Below are 18,029 nucleotides of genomic sequence, written 5' to 3'. Positions count from 1 at the left end.
CTTTTCATGGATTTATTTTTGTAAGTAAATTATATTTTTAAAGTAACGTAGATACAAGTACGCACATTTATGTGGTATAGTATCAAAAAAGATACTAATGTTAAGGGAAGGGATTTATTATGGATTGTTCGAATGAAAATAATATAAATTACCCATTTTTAAATAAATATTCTTGTCCAGTTGAAGCTATGGTTGAGGTGATTGGAGGGAAATGGAAAGGGGTAATTTTGTATCATTTATTAGATGGTACAAAGCGGTTTAATGAATTAAAAAGATTAAAACCTAATATCACACAAAGAATGTTAACACTTCAGCTTAGAGAACTTGAAGCAGATGGCATCATACATCGTGAAGTATACCGTGAAGTGCCGCCAAAAGTAGAATATTCGTTAACTGAGCTTGGTGAATCACTTCGTCCAGTGATTCTATTAATGATGGAATGGGCAACTCATAATATGGAGAAGGTTTTGGAGAGTAGGAATACGAAAAACAATAGTTAAGAGTTGTAGAAATAAAAGGTGTTTTCCATATGTGAAGACACCTTTTATTTTTTACTTTCTAAAATTTTGGTTGTCATTAAAATGCATGTAAATCTATTCTTAGGATGTGCTATTGATTTTGCTATGAATCAAAAACTTCCCTTTTAGTAGTAGAGGCAGCATCTAATAAAAGGAAAACCGCTGCTATAATATGTAGAACGATTACTATATAAGGAAAGAAGGCAACTAGAGTAACGATAATACCTATATAATGAGCGTACGTATTCATGCCTGATTTTTTAGCTAATAAAATAGTAGTGATATGTAAAACAATCAATAGTAGTAAAGGTATCCCATATAGGTTAACAAGACTTGGAAATACATAATAACAAGGAATTAATAAAAGATGATAGATTCCTGTGATCCACTTTAGTGCTTGTATGTAGGTTTTCAAAGTTAATTCTCCTAAAATCATTCATAGCTATATATTACCAAAAATAATAGGTGATTGGATATTAAATACTTGTGGTTTTTAGTTGGATATAATCTTTTTATGTTAACTAATTGTTTCTTGATCTATAAAATAGAAAAACCACCCAAACGAGGGTGGTTCGTATTATAAATAACTACTTAAAGAAGAAAGGGAGACCTTCACCTCACTACCTTCCTTCATATTTCGCAGCATAACGGTTTCTGTACTAAGTTCGTCTTCACCAATGATAAGCACATAAGGGATATTCTCTTTATTGGCATAATTAAGGGCACGTTTTAATTTGCGTCCTGCTAGCTCAAGTTCAACTTTTAAGGAAGTGGTAGAACGTAATTGCTGGGCAATTTGTAAGCATTGTAATTCTGTCCCGAGTGGGATGATAAATAGATCCGCTGTAGAGGATATTGTTTCTTTCTGCGATAGTGCTGTATAAATAACGTCTAAACCGAATGAGATACCGACTGTTGGATAGTTCATATTATCACCACGGAATGCTCCGATAATGTTATCGTAACGGCCGCCGCTACCGATGCTAGATGTAATTGATCCATCTTTTAGAAAGATTTCATATACAGTACCTGTATACATTGTGAGTCCTCTTGCTAAAAACGGATTGAATATCGTATTTTCATTTATTCCGAGAGCGATTAAATATTGCTGTAATTGTTGTAATTCGTTTACGCCATCGGCAACGAGTTGGTTATTGAAAGCTTCTTTAAAGTCAACAATTGTAAGCTTTAGACAAGATAATACAGTATTACATATTGTATCAGCCATTTCTTCAGAAATGCCGCGCTCTAATACATCTTTTCGTACACCATCAATCCCAATCTTTTCGATTTTGTCTAATGATAAAATGACGTCACTTGTTAATTCAGTAGGGATGTTAATGGCCTGAAGAATACCATTTAACAATTTTCGGTTATTGTATTGGATCGTTACTTCTAAGTTTAACGTTCGAAAGAGCTCAAACGCCATGCTCATGAGTTCCGCTTCTGCCATGACTGATTCTACACCGACTATATCAACGTCGCATTGTATAAATTCACGAAATCTTCCTTGTTTAATTGGCCCATCTCGAAATACTTTCCCAATTTCATAACGTTTAAAAGGGAGGCGAATATTCGGATTCATTGCCACAACTTTTGCGAATGGAATAGTTAAATCGTATCGTAAGGCAAGCTCACGTTTTCCCTGATCCTCAAGTGTATATATTTCTTTTAAAATTTCATCGCCACCGCCGTACTTGTAAGACATAAGCTCATACATATTTAACGTCGGTGTCTCTAACGGTTTGCATCCGTATCGTTCAAACGTATCTTCACAAGCCCTTTTAATTTTATTTCGCAGCACTTGCTCCTCTGGTAAATAGTCTTTTGTGCCTTTTACATTTTTCATTTCCATTGTAATCACTCCTATTTTAAAATTAAAAAAAGCTATGCGGGTATAAAAATACCCACATAGCTTTATGAACGCTTCGTGGGTCAACAGGAAAAGCCCTGTACCCACGAAGAAAAATTTTTCTTCGGATACACGGCGTTACGTATGATGATGAAGTTGGAAAGAAGTATTAAAATTTCGCATTACAAATCTCTCCTTAACATAAGTTTTTCCAAATTATATCAGATGATTTTTGAATTATCAATATTTTTAGTTTTGAAATATACGTGAAGTTATGTAGGAGAAATGGAAAAGGGTGTATAATAAAACTTAATAATATGAAATAACCTTTTAAGGAGAACGTTATGAAAAAAGATAAAACAAATGCGATGCGAATATTAGATAAAGAAAAAATTGAATATTCGATGATGTCATATGATCCAGACGATGGGAAAATTGATGGCGTATCAGTAGCCGAGAAAATTGGACGAGAAGTGAGAGAAGTATATAAAACGTTAATCGCTCAAGGGAATAGTAAAAATTATCATGTGTTTATTATTCCGGTAGATGAGGAACTAAATTTAAAAGCTGCCGCAAAAGCAGTAAGTGAAAAGAAGATTGAAATGATTGCTGTGAAAGATATTACGAAAGTGTCAGGATATATTCGTGGTGGTTGTTCACCAGTCGGAATGAAGAAGTTATTTTCTACATGTATTGATGAAAGTGCCCAATCACTTGAAACGATGATAGTAAGTGGCGGGAAAATTGGTATACAAATTGAGCTTAAAGTAGATGACTTGGCGAAAGTGACGAGAGCGCAGTTTGGAGAGGTAACGAAGTAAATATACATAGGGAAAAGAAGTTCTAATTTAGATAATGATTTATCCCGCTATTTGTGGGAGTTTGACTACCGCTTAAATAGCGGGATAAAGAAATATTCTGCAAGTTAGATTTTTTATCCATCATAATTTTAATTCAACATAACAAATGTTAGTTTAAAACTTTGATTATGTAATAAAATAAGCCCTTTTATTCTTGAAAAAATTGATCAAAATGAGCTTTTAATTGAATTATTGTTTTATATAAGATCGGATTTGCATTAGCGGTTTATAAAATAGTCTTGAACAATCTTGGAAAATTCTGTTGCGGCTGGAGTTAGTTCTTTTGCTGATTTCTTAACCAATCCAATCTCTCTGAAGATTTTGGGATTCAGCGGTAGACTACGTATATCTTTTAGTTCTTTGGATAAGGCTAGGTCAGGCATAATTGTAATTCCTAGCTTTCCAGCAACCATTGAAAGCACTGTTTGGTTATCTTTAATATCGTATGAAATGTTTGGTTTTATCTTTGCTTCACGAAATTTTTCTTCTATCAGTGTTTCACAGCCGGATCGCAACATAATAAAGTTTTCTCCAATAAAGTCTTCTAAATTGATAATAGAATTATTTTCGAAATGATGACCTTCATATATCACAGCGGATAAGGGATCATTTAACAGAGGAATAAATTTAACACTTTTGACTGGTAATGCTGCAAAACCAAAATCTACGGTTCCTTCTTCTACCCATTTTATGATTTCATCGTAACCTCCTTCATAAAGCCTTATCTCTATGTTAGGGAATTTTTCTTTATAGATAGAAAATAAAGATGGTATAAATTTAGCAGTAAAGCTGGGAAAACTCCCAATTGAAAGTTTTCCCATTTCCATCCCATTCACAGCTGCAACCTTTTGCTCAATATGTGCCATATTTTCAACAATTGCACGTATATGGGGGATAATATACTCACCTGCAGTGGTTAAAGATACTCCATTTCGTCCACGTTTTAATAAGTTCACACCAAGTTCTGTCTCTAGCGCTGTTATATTATGACTGACTCCTGATTGAGTAAGTCCTATTTGGTCTCCTGCTCTTGTAAAACTTCCATTCTCTACAACTTTTAAAAAGACTTCTAACTGAAAAAAATTCAATATTTTTCATCTCCTTCTTCTTTTTATTATACATGAGAAAGTCGAATGCAATAAATGAAAAACATTCATTTTACTTATGTGATAATCAAGAATACAATGAATTCAGCTTCAGAAAAATAAAATGATGGGGGAATCGATACAATGATGAAACAAAAATATAACAAGATACTATCGCCATATAATCTTGCCAATGGAACTACTCTTAAAAACAGAGTTGTAGTTGCACCTATGACAACTTACTCCGGTCAAGAAGACGGGCGTGTTTCCGACGAAGAGCTTGCCTACTATAGAAGAAGAGCAGAAGGTCCAGGGATGTTTATTACAGCTGCAGCTACGATTTCACCTGTAGCTACAAGCTTTCCTAGACAAATGAAAGTGTATGAAGAGAAGAGTATCAGTGGTCTTACAAATCTAGCAACTTCAATTAAAGAAAAAGGGGCAAGAGCGATTTTACAGCTTCATCATGGCGGTAGTGAATCTCTTCCAGGGTATACAGGCGGAGAACAAATGGTTAGTCCAAGCGGTATTGTAGCAAGCATTTATAAAGAAGCTGGAGAAGAATATACCCCCCGTGAGTTAAGTGAAGATGAAATTGTATCTACGATTCAAGACTTTGGAAGAGCAACCTATTTAGCTATCAAAGCGGGATTTGATGGTGTAGAAATTCATGGTGCGAATGGATATTTAATTCAACAATTTTTCTCTGCTTATTCTAATCACCGTAGCGACCATTGGGGAGGTTCATTAGAGAAAAGAATGAATTTCCCACTTGCTGTTATAGAAGAAGTAAAACGTGTACGTGATCACTATGCTAGCAAGCAATTTATTATAGGCTATCGATTTTCACCTGAAGAGCAGGAGGAATCGGGTATAAAGATGGATGATACAGTAGCATTTGTAAATAGGTTGGCTGACCAAGAGCTTTCCTATCTACATCTTTCTGTAAAGAATGTGTGGTCTCTTCCGCGGAGCGGTTCAAATCGAACATTAACACGGACAGAAATCTTTCGAGATGTCATTGCTGGCAGAACTAGTTTTATTTCACTAGGATCCATTCATACACCTGATGAAGCGCTAGATGTATTGGAGAAAGATGTACCTCTTTTTGCATTAGGTAGAGAGATATTAATGGAACCAGATTGGGTGAAAAAAGTAGAGGAAGGCAGAGAAGAGAATATTGTGAACATCCTGCCTCGAGATAGCAGAAGTAAATTAGAAATCCCTAATCAAATGTGGGCTAACATAATCACTCGAGATGGTATGCCAGAAAAACGATAATCATATCTTACAAATATGTGCAGATATAAGGAGATTCATCATGAACAAAAAAGCATTAACACAACTAGCTCTAGCTATGTCCATATTTGGTTCTGTTGGCTTCTTTTCTCGTCTCACAGGACTTTTCTCAATTGAACTCGTTTTTGTTCGTTTAGTATGTGCTGCTATATTTTTGTTTACGGTTTGGCTTATAAAAGGGGATTTTAAGAACGAGATATGGAACCACAAAGAATTGCTGTTCATCATCCCTTGAATGAGATGGAATTACATATAGTGTGGTTGCTACATTTTTTTATGTGGCAACCACGTTTTTTTTGAAAAGCATTACAAAGACGAGTGTATATGCGACAACTTTTCTGTAAATGCCCATAGGTGTCTTGTTACTAGTCTCATATGTTAATTTTTCATCATGATATTTATAAAGATTTACAACAAGTAACATGTCCAGTACTAGCAATCGCCAGGAAAGCCACTTCATTCAAAGTTGGAAGAAATAATTGTGAATTGGATGGAAGCACATTTTATCCCGGGCAGTAAGGCTTTTACATCAAAATTAGGTGAGGAAGTTGGGAAAGAAAGAAACTGCTTGTAAAAGATTGGCTGTTGAGTGGGAATCTAGTTTAGTATATAAAAATTTTTAATGAAAAAATCTGTTAAGAAATAGTTTTTTTATCTAATTTTCATTTAAAAACGAACATTTTAAGTTATTGTATAGGAAATGTTCACTTTTTTCTTGCGAATATACTAGTAGTTTGTTATATTATCCATATAATAATTTTGAACAACATCACTCGTATATACTCGGTAATATGGTCCGAGCGTTTCTACCTAGTTCCCAATGAAAGAACTGGACTACGGGTTAAAGTATTCGGTCGCCCTGTGTAATGTGCGCTACCGTTCTATAATGTAGCATTGGTCTCATCTTTTGCTTCATTAACTTTGACTACCGTAGTTCTAGAAAGTAGAGAATCTTCTACAATTTCTAGAACTTTTTTTGTTTGGACCAAAAGCATCGAGTATAGAAAACAACAAGAGAAAGAGCAGATTATTTATGAAGAAGAATACGTTGAAAAAATGTGCTGCCCTAGTAACTACTATTGCATTGTCATTCTCGATACTTGCGGGATGTGATGCGAGTCCGAAACAAGTTGAGGCAAAAAGCAATCAAAAACCAATCTTAATTCAAGGGCCAATGCCGATAGAAGCAGAAAAGTTTGCGAAAAGGCTAAAAAATGTGAAAGAAGAAAAGTCTGGAACTTTTGTATTTTATAAAGGAACTGTCGACAATTATCCTGTAATCGTTGCAAAAACAGGTAAAGGAATGGAGAATACAGCAGCTGCTACAGCGGTGGCTATTGAAAAATATAAACCTACAGCAATTATTAACCAAGGAACATCAGGTGGACATGATCCAAATTTAAATGTATTTGATATTGTGTTAGGAAAACAAGTTGCAAATATAGGTTCATTAAAAACAACCAATAAGGATGAGAACCAAGGAATTGAGCCGACAAAATGGATATCTATGGACTTAATGGCTTCTGAAGGAAGTGCAGGAGAAGATCCAAATGCTGAGAAAATCCGATACTACGAAGGAGATAAGGAATTACTTGCAGCGGCTCATGCAGTGAAAGATAAGTATACAAAAGGTAAAGTAGTTGAAGGTACGATTGGTTCAGCAGACGTTTGGAATAATGAAGTTGATAGAATTAAGTGGTTCCATACAAAATACGGTACATCTGTAGAAGAAATGGAAGGAGCTGCAGCAGCTCAAATCGCGAAAGCTTATGATGTCCCATTTTTAGGAATTCGAGTATTATCTAATAATAAAACAAACGGCGGGAAATATAACCCAAATACAGCAGCGGCAAATCAAGAATATGTATATGAAGTAGTTAAAAAATATATAGATTCAATGCAAAGTAAATAGTAGTAGTTCTGTCCCGGCATAAACGTCAAGTAACTGTAAATGTTTTCGAGACGGATAAACTTGTCTTAGGAATGGTAGTTGAAAAAGAAAAGCTTGTTTCTTATAAAAAATATAAGAAACAAGCTTTTTTATTTAAAATAAATTGGATAATTAAACTATAACATCAATGTGCATCATTGAATATCATAATAATATAATGGAGGTGATGTTATATGGCTCTTACTACAGGACCAATTGAAAACGTAGGAAATCAACCTGCTAATGCAAATAGAGTTAGGGTGAAGATCCTTAACCGTACTGCGGGCCCGCTTACTGGAGTAGCTAGAGTTTTTAGACTTGACGGTTCATTAGTATTAATTGAACAGGTAAACTTCAATGTGAATTCTAATGCTTCAACTTTTGAAACTCTAAGTTTAGTTCATCCTGCTTTTGGACAAGCATTTGAATATGAAGTTCAAATTGTTCCTAATCAACCTGGTGGACTATATAGTGTTTATGGACTAACAGCTGACAGTGTTATCATTACTGCACAACGTGTTGTGAACTCAGAATTGACACAGTTTCTTTAATTAAAATAGATTGGTGCCTATATGGTATCCAATCTATTTTTGTACGTATTATTCAGAGAAAGAAAGGTTTTACACAAAAATAAAGACAGTTATGGAAAAAGGAAAAGTCGAGCTATCATCTTGATTTTTATTATTTCTGTCCTAAACTCTACCTTTTTTGTTGCATGGTTTTCTTTGAATGCTTTTTATTCAAACTGTTTTTTTAGTATTTATCAAATATGCATTATTGCATAAATAAATTTAAATTTATAAGTTAATATTAAACTACTTTTTAATTGTAAAGAATATTTTAATAATCTTTACGGGAGAAGGATATTTCTTGTGAAAAGTAAAATTGTTTGGAAAGTAGATAAACAAAAAGTTTGGAAATGATATAAACTCAATAGAGTTTTGTATTAAATAAAAAGAAAAGGGTGGGTATGGGTTTCTAAAAGTTTTGGGGGGAGAAAGCATTTTTTAGTTAGTAGCTTCAAATTATATTTTAAAGGGGAATGGGTATATGAAGTTTCGAAAGACAAAGATTGCTATGATTACACTATCTTCATTTTTTATTTTAGGTTCTGCATCTCTATCATTCACAGATACTATACACGGTGAAGTAGCTCCTGCATCAGCACAAGAGATTATTGTAAAAAGTTATGACGATACATATTATAATAACGCAATAGGAAAAACGGGCTTAGAATTAAAGAAGGAACTGCATAATATTATTGATAATCATACAAAGTTATCATACAGTGCGGTTTGGGAAGCACTAAGAGATACTGATGAAGATCCAAATAATAAAAATAATGTGATACTCTTATATACTGGTCGTTCGCAAGGGAAGCTTACGAATGGATCAGGAGTAAATAACTGGAACCGTGAGCATGTTTGGGCAAAATCTCACGGTGACTTTGGAACGACTGCAGGACCTGGAACAGATCTACATCATTTAAGAGCGACGGATGTATCTGTAAATAGTTCACGTGGAAATCTAGATTTTGATAATGGTGGTGTAAATCATTCTGAAGCGACAGAATGTAAATATGATAGTGATTCTTGGGAACCTCGTGATAGTGTAAAAGGAGATATTGCTAGAATGCTGTTTTATATGGCTGTTCGTTACGAGGGAGACAACGGCGAAATAGATTTAGAACTAAATGAAAAAGTGAATAACAATAAAGATCCATACATGGGGAAACTATCTGTTTTATTAAAATGGAATGAACAAGACCCGGTGGATGATTTAGAGCGAAAGCGTAATGAAGTGATTTTTACAAAATATCAACATAACCGCAATCCTTTTATTGATCATCCTGAATGGGTAAATGAAATTTGGAACTAAGATTTTTAAAGGTATTATATTTTGATAAGAAGGGATTGATTATTATGATCAATCCCTTCTTATATCTATACTAGAATAAATGATTTTTATAGGATTGGAGAGGAAAATAGAATAGATATTTTTATGAAACGATAGTACTTATTTATCAAGTTAAGTATATTATGAGTCTTTTAGTACGGTCCCCACTCAATATTCACCCCAACAATAAGAAAAACAAGTCCAATGATAAACCAAATGAATGCAAGTGGAGCCATGAAACGAATCCATTTTCCGTAAGAAATACCGCTTGCTGCGAGAACGCCCATTAAAACACCGGAAGTTGGATTTAAGCAGTTTACTACACCTTCTCCAAGCATAACAGCTTGTACTGTAACTTGGCGTGTAATGTGCATGAAATCAGCTAATGGAGCTAATATCGGAATGAAAATAACCGATTCTCCTGTCCCGGATGAAATGAGGAAATGTAATGCGGCACTACTCACATACATGCCGATAACACCAAATACAGGGCTTTGTCCTTCGAGAGCTTGTGCGAGTTGGTTAACAATCGTATCAAGCAATTTTCCTTGTTCTAAAATGACTGAAATACAACGAGCCATTCCGACGATTAAAGCACCGTATATGAGATTTTGGCAACCTGCTAGAAAAGTAGAAGCGATATCGTTTGCTTTCATACCACCTATTATTCCCGCTGTAATTGCTATGAAAATAAAAGTAGCAGTCATTTCTGCGTCCGTCCAATGTAGACGAAAAGCGCCTATTAAAAATGCAATTAATGATAAAGCTGAAACGAGTAAAATTAATTTATGACGTATCGTCCAAGGAACTTCTTTTTTCTCTGTTTCTTTTTCGCTTGAAAGAGCGTTACTTGGAAACCAGTTGTCGCCAAGAATGCTTCCTTTATTTGATTTTTTCAAGCGTTTTACATACCAATTTATATAAAGGATAGTGGCAAGTAAAAAAGATATATAGATTGCGGTGCGTAAACCAATCCCGGAAAACATCGGAAGTTCTGCGATCTTTTGTGAAATGCCTAAAGGTGAGGGAGATAAAATAGTAGCATTAAAACCAGCATAAGTACCTAAATAAATAATTGCTACACCGACGATAGCGTCCCATTTTAACGTGCGTGCAACGATGATACCGATGGGGATAAAACCGATAACTGAGTTAACGATAATACCAGTCGTTCCAAGAATAGAAAAGAGCGCAGCAACTATACAAATGAAAAGTAATTGCTGATTCCGAAATTTGTTAATAACATGATAGATTAAACCGTCAAGAGCACCTGTTTTTTCAAGAATTGCAATAGCTCCACCTGTAAATAAAATTAGAAAGATAATAGGAGCAGCAAGTGTCATTCCTTTTTCAATAGCGGTAAAAAAAGAAACAAAGCCTACGGGTGATTGCGGAACAGAATGATAGCTACCTGGTATTGTTGTTGTAACGGTCCCGTTTGTAACCCTTTTAAATTCTCCGGCAGGAACGAAATAAGTAGCGATGGCGCAAAGTAAGGCAATAAAAAATAGTAGTACGTACGCATCAGGCATTTTAAACTTTGATTTACTAGGTTGTTTTTTTGCCTCAGTTTGTATTTGCATAAAATTCCTCCTTCTTCACTTGGTTAATTTTTAATATTCTGAATTTAATCTGTGAAATAGATTATAATAAAGGTGGCTTCTTAAGGCAATAGTTTTTGTATCCTTTCCCGTACATACAAATTATTGCAATATTAGACAGGGAAACGAAAATAAGCCAAGAATATGTTAAATAGAAAGAAAAAGGAAAAGAGGGAACAAAATGTGGAAAACTACGGATCTATGTGATGAATTTGAAAAGGAATTACAAATATGTCGCCAGTCTTTTCGGTCTTTTGGGAAGAAAGAACAATTCCACGGGAAAATTGCAACTGTAAAAGTGAAAGATGATAATGTACTAGTGAAGGAAGGATTGCAAACACTCCCAGAAGGAACAGTATTAGTTGTTGATGGCGGAGCGTCTACGAATTGTGCGTTACTTGGTGATAATTTGGCAGCTATTGCGGAAGAAAGAAAGCTAGCAGGAATTATTGTGAATGGATATGTTCGTGATTCTAGTGAACTAAAGAATATTAATATTGGTATTTTAGCGTTAGGGACGATGCCAAATAGAAGTGTGAAAGAAGGAAAGGGAGAACGAAATATTTCACTGCACTTTGGACAAGTGGAATGGAATCCAAATGAATATGTCTATGCGGATGAAGATGGCGTCATTATTAGTGAAAAGAGTTTACATAGTTAAGAGTTAATAAGTTATTATTCTTAGAAAATAAATCCGATAAAGCATGGACAAAATTCTTTGTCAATAGTAAAATAATACAGAAATTTAAAATTTACAGAATGTATAGGTTTATCGTTTTACGATAACTTAAATGGAAGTAAGTTGTGCCAAGAAAAGTGAATGTTATCACAATGATACGTTCATAAACAAAATTATTTTTCCTATACAAATATAGCCGCGAATAATGCGGGTAGGAGGTGTTGTACATTTTTGTTCGACACTTACAAAAAGAGAGTGTCAATCGCACGCCCTTGAAGGGCCTTTTTTTGTGTAAATGGTAGTAAGGGAGGAAATTTTGGGATGGCAATGTTGAAAAAATGGCTGCTTACGTCGTTAATGGCAGTGACACTTGTATTTGTTTCTTTTGCGAATACAGTACATATTACGTTTGCTGAAGAAAATACAGCAAAACTTGCAATTATTGGGGAATCACAAAAAGGCATTATGTTATGTCCGAAAGAAGAGCAAATTAAAGATGGGGAAACAGCTTTAAGTTTGCTGCAAAAGGTCATGGGGGACAAAGTAGAATCTGAAACGATGTCGTTTGGAACATATGTAAAAGGCATCGATGGTTTAATGGCCGGAGCTACAAGTGGTTGGACATACGATGTAAATGATACATCTGCACAAGTTGGGGCAGATAGTTATAAATTAGAGTCTGGAGATGTTGTTGTCTTTCGCTTTGTTTCAGACTGGAGCAATATGAGCCAGGAAACATTGAAAGAAACGTTAGATAAGTTCGGAACGTGTAAAACAGAAGAACCTAACGGTGGCAAAACAGAAGAACCAAAACCAGAAGGTCAAGACGGTAAAACACCAGATGGGAAAAATCAAGGTGACCAAGACGGTAAAACACCAGATGGGAAAAATCAAGGTGATCAAGACGGTGAAAAACCAGATGGGAAAAACCAAGGTGATCAAGACGGTGAAAAACCAGATGGGAAAAACCAAGGTGATCAAGACGGTAAAACGCCAGATGGGAAAAAACCAGAACAACCACAGCAAGAGAACATTCAAGTTCCAAGTGCACAATTAAATGAAGCCATTTCTAAAACATCAGACAAGATGTTACAAGATGGAATTGAAAGTGATTGGGTAGCTGTAGCGCTTTCTCGTTCTGGAAAGAATGTGCCAATTGAGGCAAAATTAAATTATGTTAAGTCAGTAACTGAAAAAGTAGAAAAGCGCATTAATCGTTTTTCAGCGACAGATTTAGCTAGAACAATTATTATGATGAATGCAATGAGTGCAGACCCTAAAAATGTAGGTGGACATAATTTAGTTCAAAAATTGTATGAGTCAGATAAAGTGAATTCTGTTACAGGTTATGCATTTGCTTTACTTGCATTTGATACGAAGAAGTATGAGATTCCAGTTGAATCAAAATGGAACAGAGTTGCTCTAGTGGAAGCACTGTTAAATAATCAGCATACAGACGGTGGATGGACTTATAATAGTTCAGGTAGTAAAGATAGTGCTAGTAGCGTTGATGTAACAGGTATGGTTTTATCAGCATTAGCTCCTTATCAAGAGCGATCAGATGTGAAACCAGCTATACAAAAAGCTGTTGCGTATTTATATAACGAACAGCTGCAAAATGGCGGTTTTTCAGCTGATGGACAAGAAAATTCAAATAGTACTGCGCAAGCAATTATTGGATTATCTCTTGTTAAAGATGTAGATCAAAATCGTCTTCATAAGGCAATGCAAAACCTATTATCATATCAACTTTCAAATGGTGAATTTAAATGGTTACCAAGTGATCAAAATGGTAACGGAATGGCTACAGAACAGGCTCTTTTAGCATTACTTCAATTTAAGGAAATGGGAAAATCTATTTATGATTGGTCTAATGTAGACGCTGGTGATGTAATTAAGCCAAAACCGATTGAAGAGCCAGAAAAGGTCGTTGAACCAGAAAATAATGTAGTAGAAAAAGAAGTTACTGAAGAACCGAAAGAACAAAACCAAGTACAACAAGAAACAAAAGATGAAAATCTAAAAGTAGTTGTAGATAACGAACCGGTTAAGAATAAAAAAATCGGAAACGGTAACAGTCTACCAAAAACAGGAGCATCTTCTCATAGTGCAGCAACAGAAGTAGGTATGGGTGTATTATGTATTGCTTCTGCATATGTATTATGGAGACGTAAAGCAGCTTAACAAAAAATTAGGAGCAATTATTTGCTCCTAATTTTCGTATGAAAGGTGAGAGATAGGATGAGTAAGGTGAAATGGTTCATTTCTTTACTGCTTTCGCTCGGGCTACTTGCCGGATGTGAAGAGGCAGCTGTAAAGCCTGAGAAGAAGGTAGAACCGAAGCAAGAAGAGGTAGCGAAACAAGAAGAACAAAAAGATGAAGCGAAGCCGGAAGAAAAAAAAGAAGAAAAGCAAGCTGAATCAGAGCAAAAGCAGCAAGAAGAACAGAAAGAGAAACAAGAACAAAAAGTAGAAGAGAAGCCGAAAGAGGAAAAGCCGCAGGCACAACCAGAGGTAAAGAAAGAAGAGAAACAACAGGAACAACCGAAAGAACAGCCGGCTGTAAATAAGCAACCAGAACAGCAACAAGCACAAGAAGAGAAACAACAACCGAAAGCACCAGAAGTAAAAGAAGAAGCAAAGGTTGTGAATCAGCCGAAAGAAATACCGAAGCAGGAGCAAAAAGTTGATCCGAATAAAGCGGAGAAAACGATACCGACTCCGGCAGTACCAAAACCTGAACCACCAAAACCAGATCCAGTACCAGTACCGAAACCACAAGCAAAACAAGTAACAATCTCGGTAAAAGGAAATAACGGATATATAATGGGTGCGAAAAAGATGGATGTACAAGATGGCGATACTGTGTATAAAGTATTACAACGTACAGGATTAGATGTTGATGCAAGCGGATCTAGAGATAGTATTTATGTAAAAGGTATTAATGATTTATATGAAAAAGATATTGCGGATACTAGTGGATGGAAATATCGTGTGAACGGTGCTTTTCCAAACCATAGTGCTGGTGTAGCTACGGTAAAACCAGGAGATACAATTGAGTGGGTATACGTATTACAATAAGAAAGGCATTCGGTAAAGGGCTATGAAAATAAGTTTTTCTTCTTTACATCCTTTTGTGAATTTTTTCTATTATATCGGGGTGATGATACTATGTATGATGTGTCTTCATCCTCTTTTTTTAATTGGAGCAATAGTATTAATTATTATGTTAAATGTGATGCAAGGAAATAGCGAAAAGATAAGAAAGATGCTACCGAGCACAATTGTTTTCTTTTTTATGGTAATTTTATTTAATTCGTTATTAACGCATAGAGGTCGAACTACGTTATTTTGGTTAGGTGATAGCCGTATTAAGCTTGAGGCGATTATGTTTGGAATAGTAATGGGGTTATTACTAGTTGCAGTTATGTTTACGTTTGCGTCATACAATGATATTATTTCCAGTCATAAATTTTTATATCTGTTTTCAAGAATTTCACCGAAAGTTGCATTGTTAACGATGATTACAGTGAGATTTGTTCCTTTGTTTATAAGGCGATTAAAGAAAATCACACTCGTCCAAAAAACGAAAGGTGTGCAGGTAGATTCAGGTTCAATGATGGAACGCGTGAAAAATGGTATGCAATTGCTGCAAGTATTATTAATTTGTTCATTAGAAGATGCACTGCAAACGGCAGATTCTATGCAAGCTCGTGGATTTGGTGTAACGAAACGTACGACATATATTCGCTATAGAATGGAAAAACGAGATTGGTATACGCTCAGTTATTTAAGTATTCTATTTATAATTGCTATCATATGTAGTACGTATGGCGGAGGAAAGTTAATCATTTATCCGAAAGTCGAATCTATTTTATTTCAGCAATACGATGGGATGATGTTTATCGTATTTACGATGTTTATTAGTTTACCAATTATAATGGAAGGAAGGGAATGGTTATGGTGGCGCATGCAGAAATAAACAATTTATCATTTGTATATGCTGATGAAAACGAAAAAGCGTTACAGCATATTTCTCTTTCTATTCAAAAAGGAGAGTTTATTGCACTTGCCGGCGGATCAGGATCCGGGAAGACGACTTTATTAAAACATTTTAAAAAAGAATTACTTCCAATTGGTAAGCGTACTGGGGATACATATTATGATGGTACTTTATTAGAAAATGTACCTGATTTGTTATCTGCTCAAGAAATTGGTATGGTATTTCAAAATCCAGAAAATCAACTCGTAATGGATACAGTGATTCAAGAATTAGCATTTTCTTTAGAAAATATCGGATTACCATCACATATTATTCAAAAAAGAATAGCGGAGCTTATTAGTTTTTTAGGATTTCAAGATTTATTGCATCAATCTGTTCACACGTTATCTGGCGGGCAAAAGCAACTTGTCAATTTAGCTGCGGTATTAGTTATGCAGCCGAAGTTACTATTATTAGATGAACCGACAGCCCAGTTAGATCCAATTGCTGCGAAAGAGTTTTTAGGATTATTAAAACGTATTAATGAAGAACTTGGAATTACGATTATTTTAAGTGAACATCGTTTAGATGAAGTTATACCGCTTGCAACACGCGTTGTTTGTATGGATAATGGCCGTATTATGTATGATGGTAGTCCTAAAACTGTTATTACGAATATGTGGGGAGTAGAAACATTCCGTCCATTTATTCCGCAAATTCCAAGGCTGTTTTTAGAGTGGAATGTGAGAGATATTCCGTTTACGGTGCGAGAGGCACAAATGAAAATGAATGATTTTTCAGCGATATCATATGTAAATGAGCCAATAGCACAAAGTGAAAAGCAAGAGGTAATTTTAAGCGCAGAGCATATTTCGTTCCAGTACGAAAAAAGTAGTCCGCTTATTTTACGTGATTTATCAGTTTCGATTGAAAAAGGAAAATGGGTAGCGCTCGTTGGGAAGAACGGTACAGGTAAGTCTACACTGTTAACGATTTTAGCAGGATTACAAAAAGCGAGAAGAGGGAAAGTAAAGTGGAACGGGAAAGTGATACATAAAATTGATTCGAAAGAACGATTTAAAAGGATCGGGTATGTATCGCAACATCCGTATTATCATTTTACATTTGATACAGTGTGGGATGAAGTGTATGAACGTGCACGTGAATTATACGGAGAACAAGGAAAAGAAATAGCAGAAGATATGTTGAAGAAGTTTTGGTTGTACTCGCTTAAAGAACGCCATCCGCATGATTGTAGCGGGGGAGAGCAACAACTACTTGCGTTATGTACAACGTTATTATCAAAGCCAACTTTATTATTACTTGATGAACCGACAAAGGGGCTAGATCCGTGGAAGAAAGAAAGAGTAGGAGAACTATTTAGGAAGCTACAAAAAGAAGGAACAACAATTATAATGGCAACGCATGACATTGAATTTGCAGCGAAATACGTTGATCAATGTATGATGTTATTTGACGGAACAGTCATTATGAATGATGCACCGAAAGAATTTTTTAGCGGCAATTTCTTTTATACAACATCTATTAATCGATTCATTCGAAAAGAATTGCCATATGCATTAACGTGGGAGGATGTGTACGAAGCGTGTCCAAACGATATGTTGCATTCATAATATGTATTTTTGCAGTAATAATAGGCACATTACTTCTTACGACACTTGTCATGGACGGTTATTACATGTTAAGTAGTTTGTTTATATTAGCGGTTATTATGTTACCTTTCTATATCCGTTTTGAAAGGAAGGCGTTTGTTTCACGTGAAATTGTTCTCGTTGCTGTATTAGCGGCAATTGCAGCAGTAAGCAGAGTGCCATTTTCTATTTTACCAAGTGTACAACCAACTTCTTTTGTCATTATTGTTTCTGCAATTGTATTTGGAAGTGAAACTGGTTTTATGATTGGTGCCACAGCAGCGATCGTATCTAATATTTTTTTAGGACAAGGTCCGTGGACACCGTGGCAAATGTTTTCGTGGGGCATGATTGGTTTTATAGCAGGTTTACTTCGTAATACATTTTTAATGAAAAAACTATGGGGGAGACTTCTTTACGGAGTAATCGTTGGATTTTTATTTGGCTGGATTATGAATTTCTGGGGTCTTCTCGGTTTTATACGAGAAGCAACGTGGGAGACTGTCATTTCGTATTATATCGCAAGTTTTTATTTTGATTTGAGTCATGCGATTTCGAATGTTATTTTCTTACTACTATTTAGTACGTCTTGGATTACGATTCTTACAAGATTTAAAAAGAAATACGGTATATTAGATGAGCATAACGTGACATAGAAAAGCATACTCATATAAG

The 18,029-nt window shown here is 35.2% G+C and carries 17 protein-coding genes, 1 pseudogene and 1 riboswitch; of the genes and pseudogenes, 14 read left to right on the top strand and 4 right to left on the bottom strand.

All coding sequences use genetic code 11. The annotated features are described in order from the left end of the window. Positions 1 to 119: 119 nt before the first annotated feature. Positions 120 to 500, top strand: coding sequence for a winged helix-turn-helix transcriptional regulator (locus RT27_RS16365; RefSeq protein ID WP_016080914.1), 381 nt, complete (start codon positions 120 to 122; stop codon positions 498 to 500). A 121-nt stretch (positions 501 to 621) separates the two neighbouring features. Here RT27_RS16365 and RT27_RS16360 read toward each other — a convergent pair whose 3' ends face one another. Both RT27_RS16360 and RT27_RS16355 read right to left on the bottom strand, forming a co-directional pair. Continuing rightward, positions 622 to 933: a hypothetical protein gene (locus tag RT27_RS16360; protein WP_016080915.1), complete on the bottom strand. Its 312-nt coding sequence runs from the start codon at positions 931 to 933 to the stop codon at positions 622 to 624. A 162-nt stretch (positions 934 to 1,095) separates the two neighbouring features. Continuing rightward, positions 1,096 to 2,373 (bottom strand): histidine--tRNA ligase, encoded by a 1,278-nt coding sequence (locus tag RT27_RS16355; protein ID WP_043936670.1) that lies wholly within the window; start codon positions 2,371 to 2,373, stop codon positions 1,096 to 1,098. A 341-nt stretch (positions 2,374 to 2,714) separates the two neighbouring features. Between RT27_RS16355 and ybaK the strand changes: the two genes are divergently transcribed. Continuing rightward, positions 2,715 to 3,191: a Cys-tRNA(Pro) deacylase gene (ybaK, locus tag RT27_RS16350; protein WP_000710852.1), complete on the top strand. Its 477-nt coding sequence runs from the start codon at positions 2,715 to 2,717 to the stop codon at positions 3,189 to 3,191. Between the two features lie 257 nt (positions 3,192 to 3,448). Here ybaK and RT27_RS16345 read toward each other — a convergent pair whose 3' ends face one another. Then, complete coding sequence (locus tag RT27_RS16345; protein WP_043936669.1) at positions 3,449 to 4,318, bottom strand: LysR family transcriptional regulator; 870 nt, start codon at positions 4,316 to 4,318, stop codon at positions 3,449 to 3,451. A 141-nt stretch (positions 4,319 to 4,459) separates the two neighbouring features. On the opposite strand from RT27_RS16345, the gene RT27_RS33580 reads away from it, so the two are divergent. The 6 genes and pseudogenes from RT27_RS33580 to RT27_RS16320 all read left to right on the top strand — a co-directional run bounded on the left by RT27_RS33580 (position 4,460) and on the right by RT27_RS16320 (position 9,422). Then, positions 4,460 to 5,596, top strand: coding sequence for an NADH-dependent flavin oxidoreductase (locus tag RT27_RS33580; RefSeq protein ID WP_082044881.1), 1,137 nt, complete (start codon positions 4,460 to 4,462; stop codon positions 5,594 to 5,596). A gap of 40 nt (positions 5,597 to 5,636) precedes the next feature. Continuing rightward, on the top strand, positions 5,637 to 5,849 hold the full coding sequence (locus RT27_RS16335; protein WP_016080920.1) for a hypothetical protein: 213 nt from the start codon (positions 5,637 to 5,639) through the stop codon (positions 5,847 to 5,849). Positions 5,850 to 5,998: 149 nt separating this feature from the next. Further along, a pseudogene (locus RT27_RS33575) lies at positions 5,999 to 6,188 on the top strand (hypothetical protein); the annotation flags it as partial. Positions 6,189 to 6,367: 179 nt separating this feature from the next. After that, positions 6,368 to 6,471, top strand: a riboswitch (purine riboswitch). 176 nt (positions 6,472 to 6,647) lie between these two features. Then, positions 6,648 to 7,526 (top strand): 5'-methylthioadenosine/S-adenosylhomocysteine nucleosidase, encoded by an 879-nt coding sequence (locus RT27_RS16330; RefSeq protein ID WP_029442834.1) that lies wholly within the window; start codon positions 6,648 to 6,650, stop codon positions 7,524 to 7,526. Positions 7,527 to 7,738: 212 nt separating this feature from the next. Further along, complete coding sequence (locus tag RT27_RS16325; RefSeq protein WP_016080922.1) at positions 7,739 to 8,095, top strand: hypothetical protein; 357 nt, start codon at positions 7,739 to 7,741, stop codon at positions 8,093 to 8,095. Positions 8,096 to 8,594: 499 nt separating this feature from the next. Then, on the top strand, positions 8,595 to 9,422 hold the full coding sequence (locus tag RT27_RS16320) for an endonuclease (RefSeq protein WP_043936668.1): 828 nt from the start codon (positions 8,595 to 8,597) through the stop codon (positions 9,420 to 9,422). A gap of 170 nt (positions 9,423 to 9,592) precedes the next feature. Here the strand turns inward: RT27_RS16320 and RT27_RS16315 are convergent, their stop codons facing one another. Continuing rightward, a complete protein-coding gene (locus tag RT27_RS16315; RefSeq protein ID WP_016080924.1) occupies positions 9,593 to 11,023 on the bottom strand; it encodes an SLC13 family permease in 1,431 nt (476 codons plus the stop codon). Positions 11,024 to 11,222: 199 nt separating this feature from the next. Here RT27_RS16315 and rraA point away from each other — a divergent pair, with 199 nt between their 5' ends. From rraA to RT27_RS16285, 6 genes are all read left to right on the top strand, one after another. Further along, positions 11,223 to 11,702 carry a ribonuclease E activity regulator RraA gene (gene rraA / locus RT27_RS16310; protein ID WP_029442832.1) on the top strand — a complete coding sequence of 160 codons (480 nt, stop codon included), beginning with the start codon at positions 11,223 to 11,225 and terminating at the stop codon, positions 11,700 to 11,702. Between the two features lie 339 nt (positions 11,703 to 12,041). Then, positions 12,042 to 13,904, top strand: coding sequence for a DUF4430 domain-containing protein (locus RT27_RS16305; protein WP_043936667.1), 1,863 nt, complete (start codon positions 12,042 to 12,044; stop codon positions 13,902 to 13,904). A gap of 57 nt (positions 13,905 to 13,961) precedes the next feature. After that, positions 13,962 to 14,801, top strand: coding sequence for a DUF4430 domain-containing protein (locus RT27_RS16300; protein ID WP_043936666.1), 840 nt, complete (start codon positions 13,962 to 13,964; stop codon positions 14,799 to 14,801). A 22-nt stretch (positions 14,802 to 14,823) separates the two neighbouring features. Next, positions 14,824 to 15,702, top strand: a complete 879-nt coding sequence (locus RT27_RS16295) for an energy-coupling factor transporter transmembrane component T (RefSeq protein WP_043936665.1) — start codon at positions 14,824 to 14,826, stop codon at positions 15,700 to 15,702. Then, positions 15,675 to 17,336 carry an energy-coupling factor ABC transporter ATP-binding protein gene (locus RT27_RS16290; RefSeq protein ID WP_043936664.1) on the top strand — a complete coding sequence of 554 codons (1,662 nt, stop codon included), beginning with the start codon at positions 15,675 to 15,677 and terminating at the stop codon, positions 17,334 to 17,336. The genes RT27_RS16295 and RT27_RS16290 overlap by 28 nt, the downstream gene beginning before the upstream one ends. Then, positions 17,309 to 18,010, top strand: coding sequence for an ECF transporter S component (locus tag RT27_RS16285; RefSeq protein WP_016080929.1), 702 nt, complete (start codon positions 17,309 to 17,311; stop codon positions 18,008 to 18,010). Before RT27_RS16290 ends, RT27_RS16285 begins: the two co-directional genes overlap by 28 nt. Positions 18,011 to 18,029: the final 19 nt, after the last annotated feature.

The sequence above is a fragment of the Bacillus sp. L_1B0_5 genome, from assembly GCF_000836715.1.
Lineage (GTDB): Bacteria > Bacillota > Bacilli > Bacillales > Bacillaceae_G > Bacillus_A > Bacillus_A thuringiensis_S.
The sequence above is the reverse complement of the archived record's forward strand: the minus strand, read 5'-3'. Positions and strand labels throughout refer to the sequence as shown.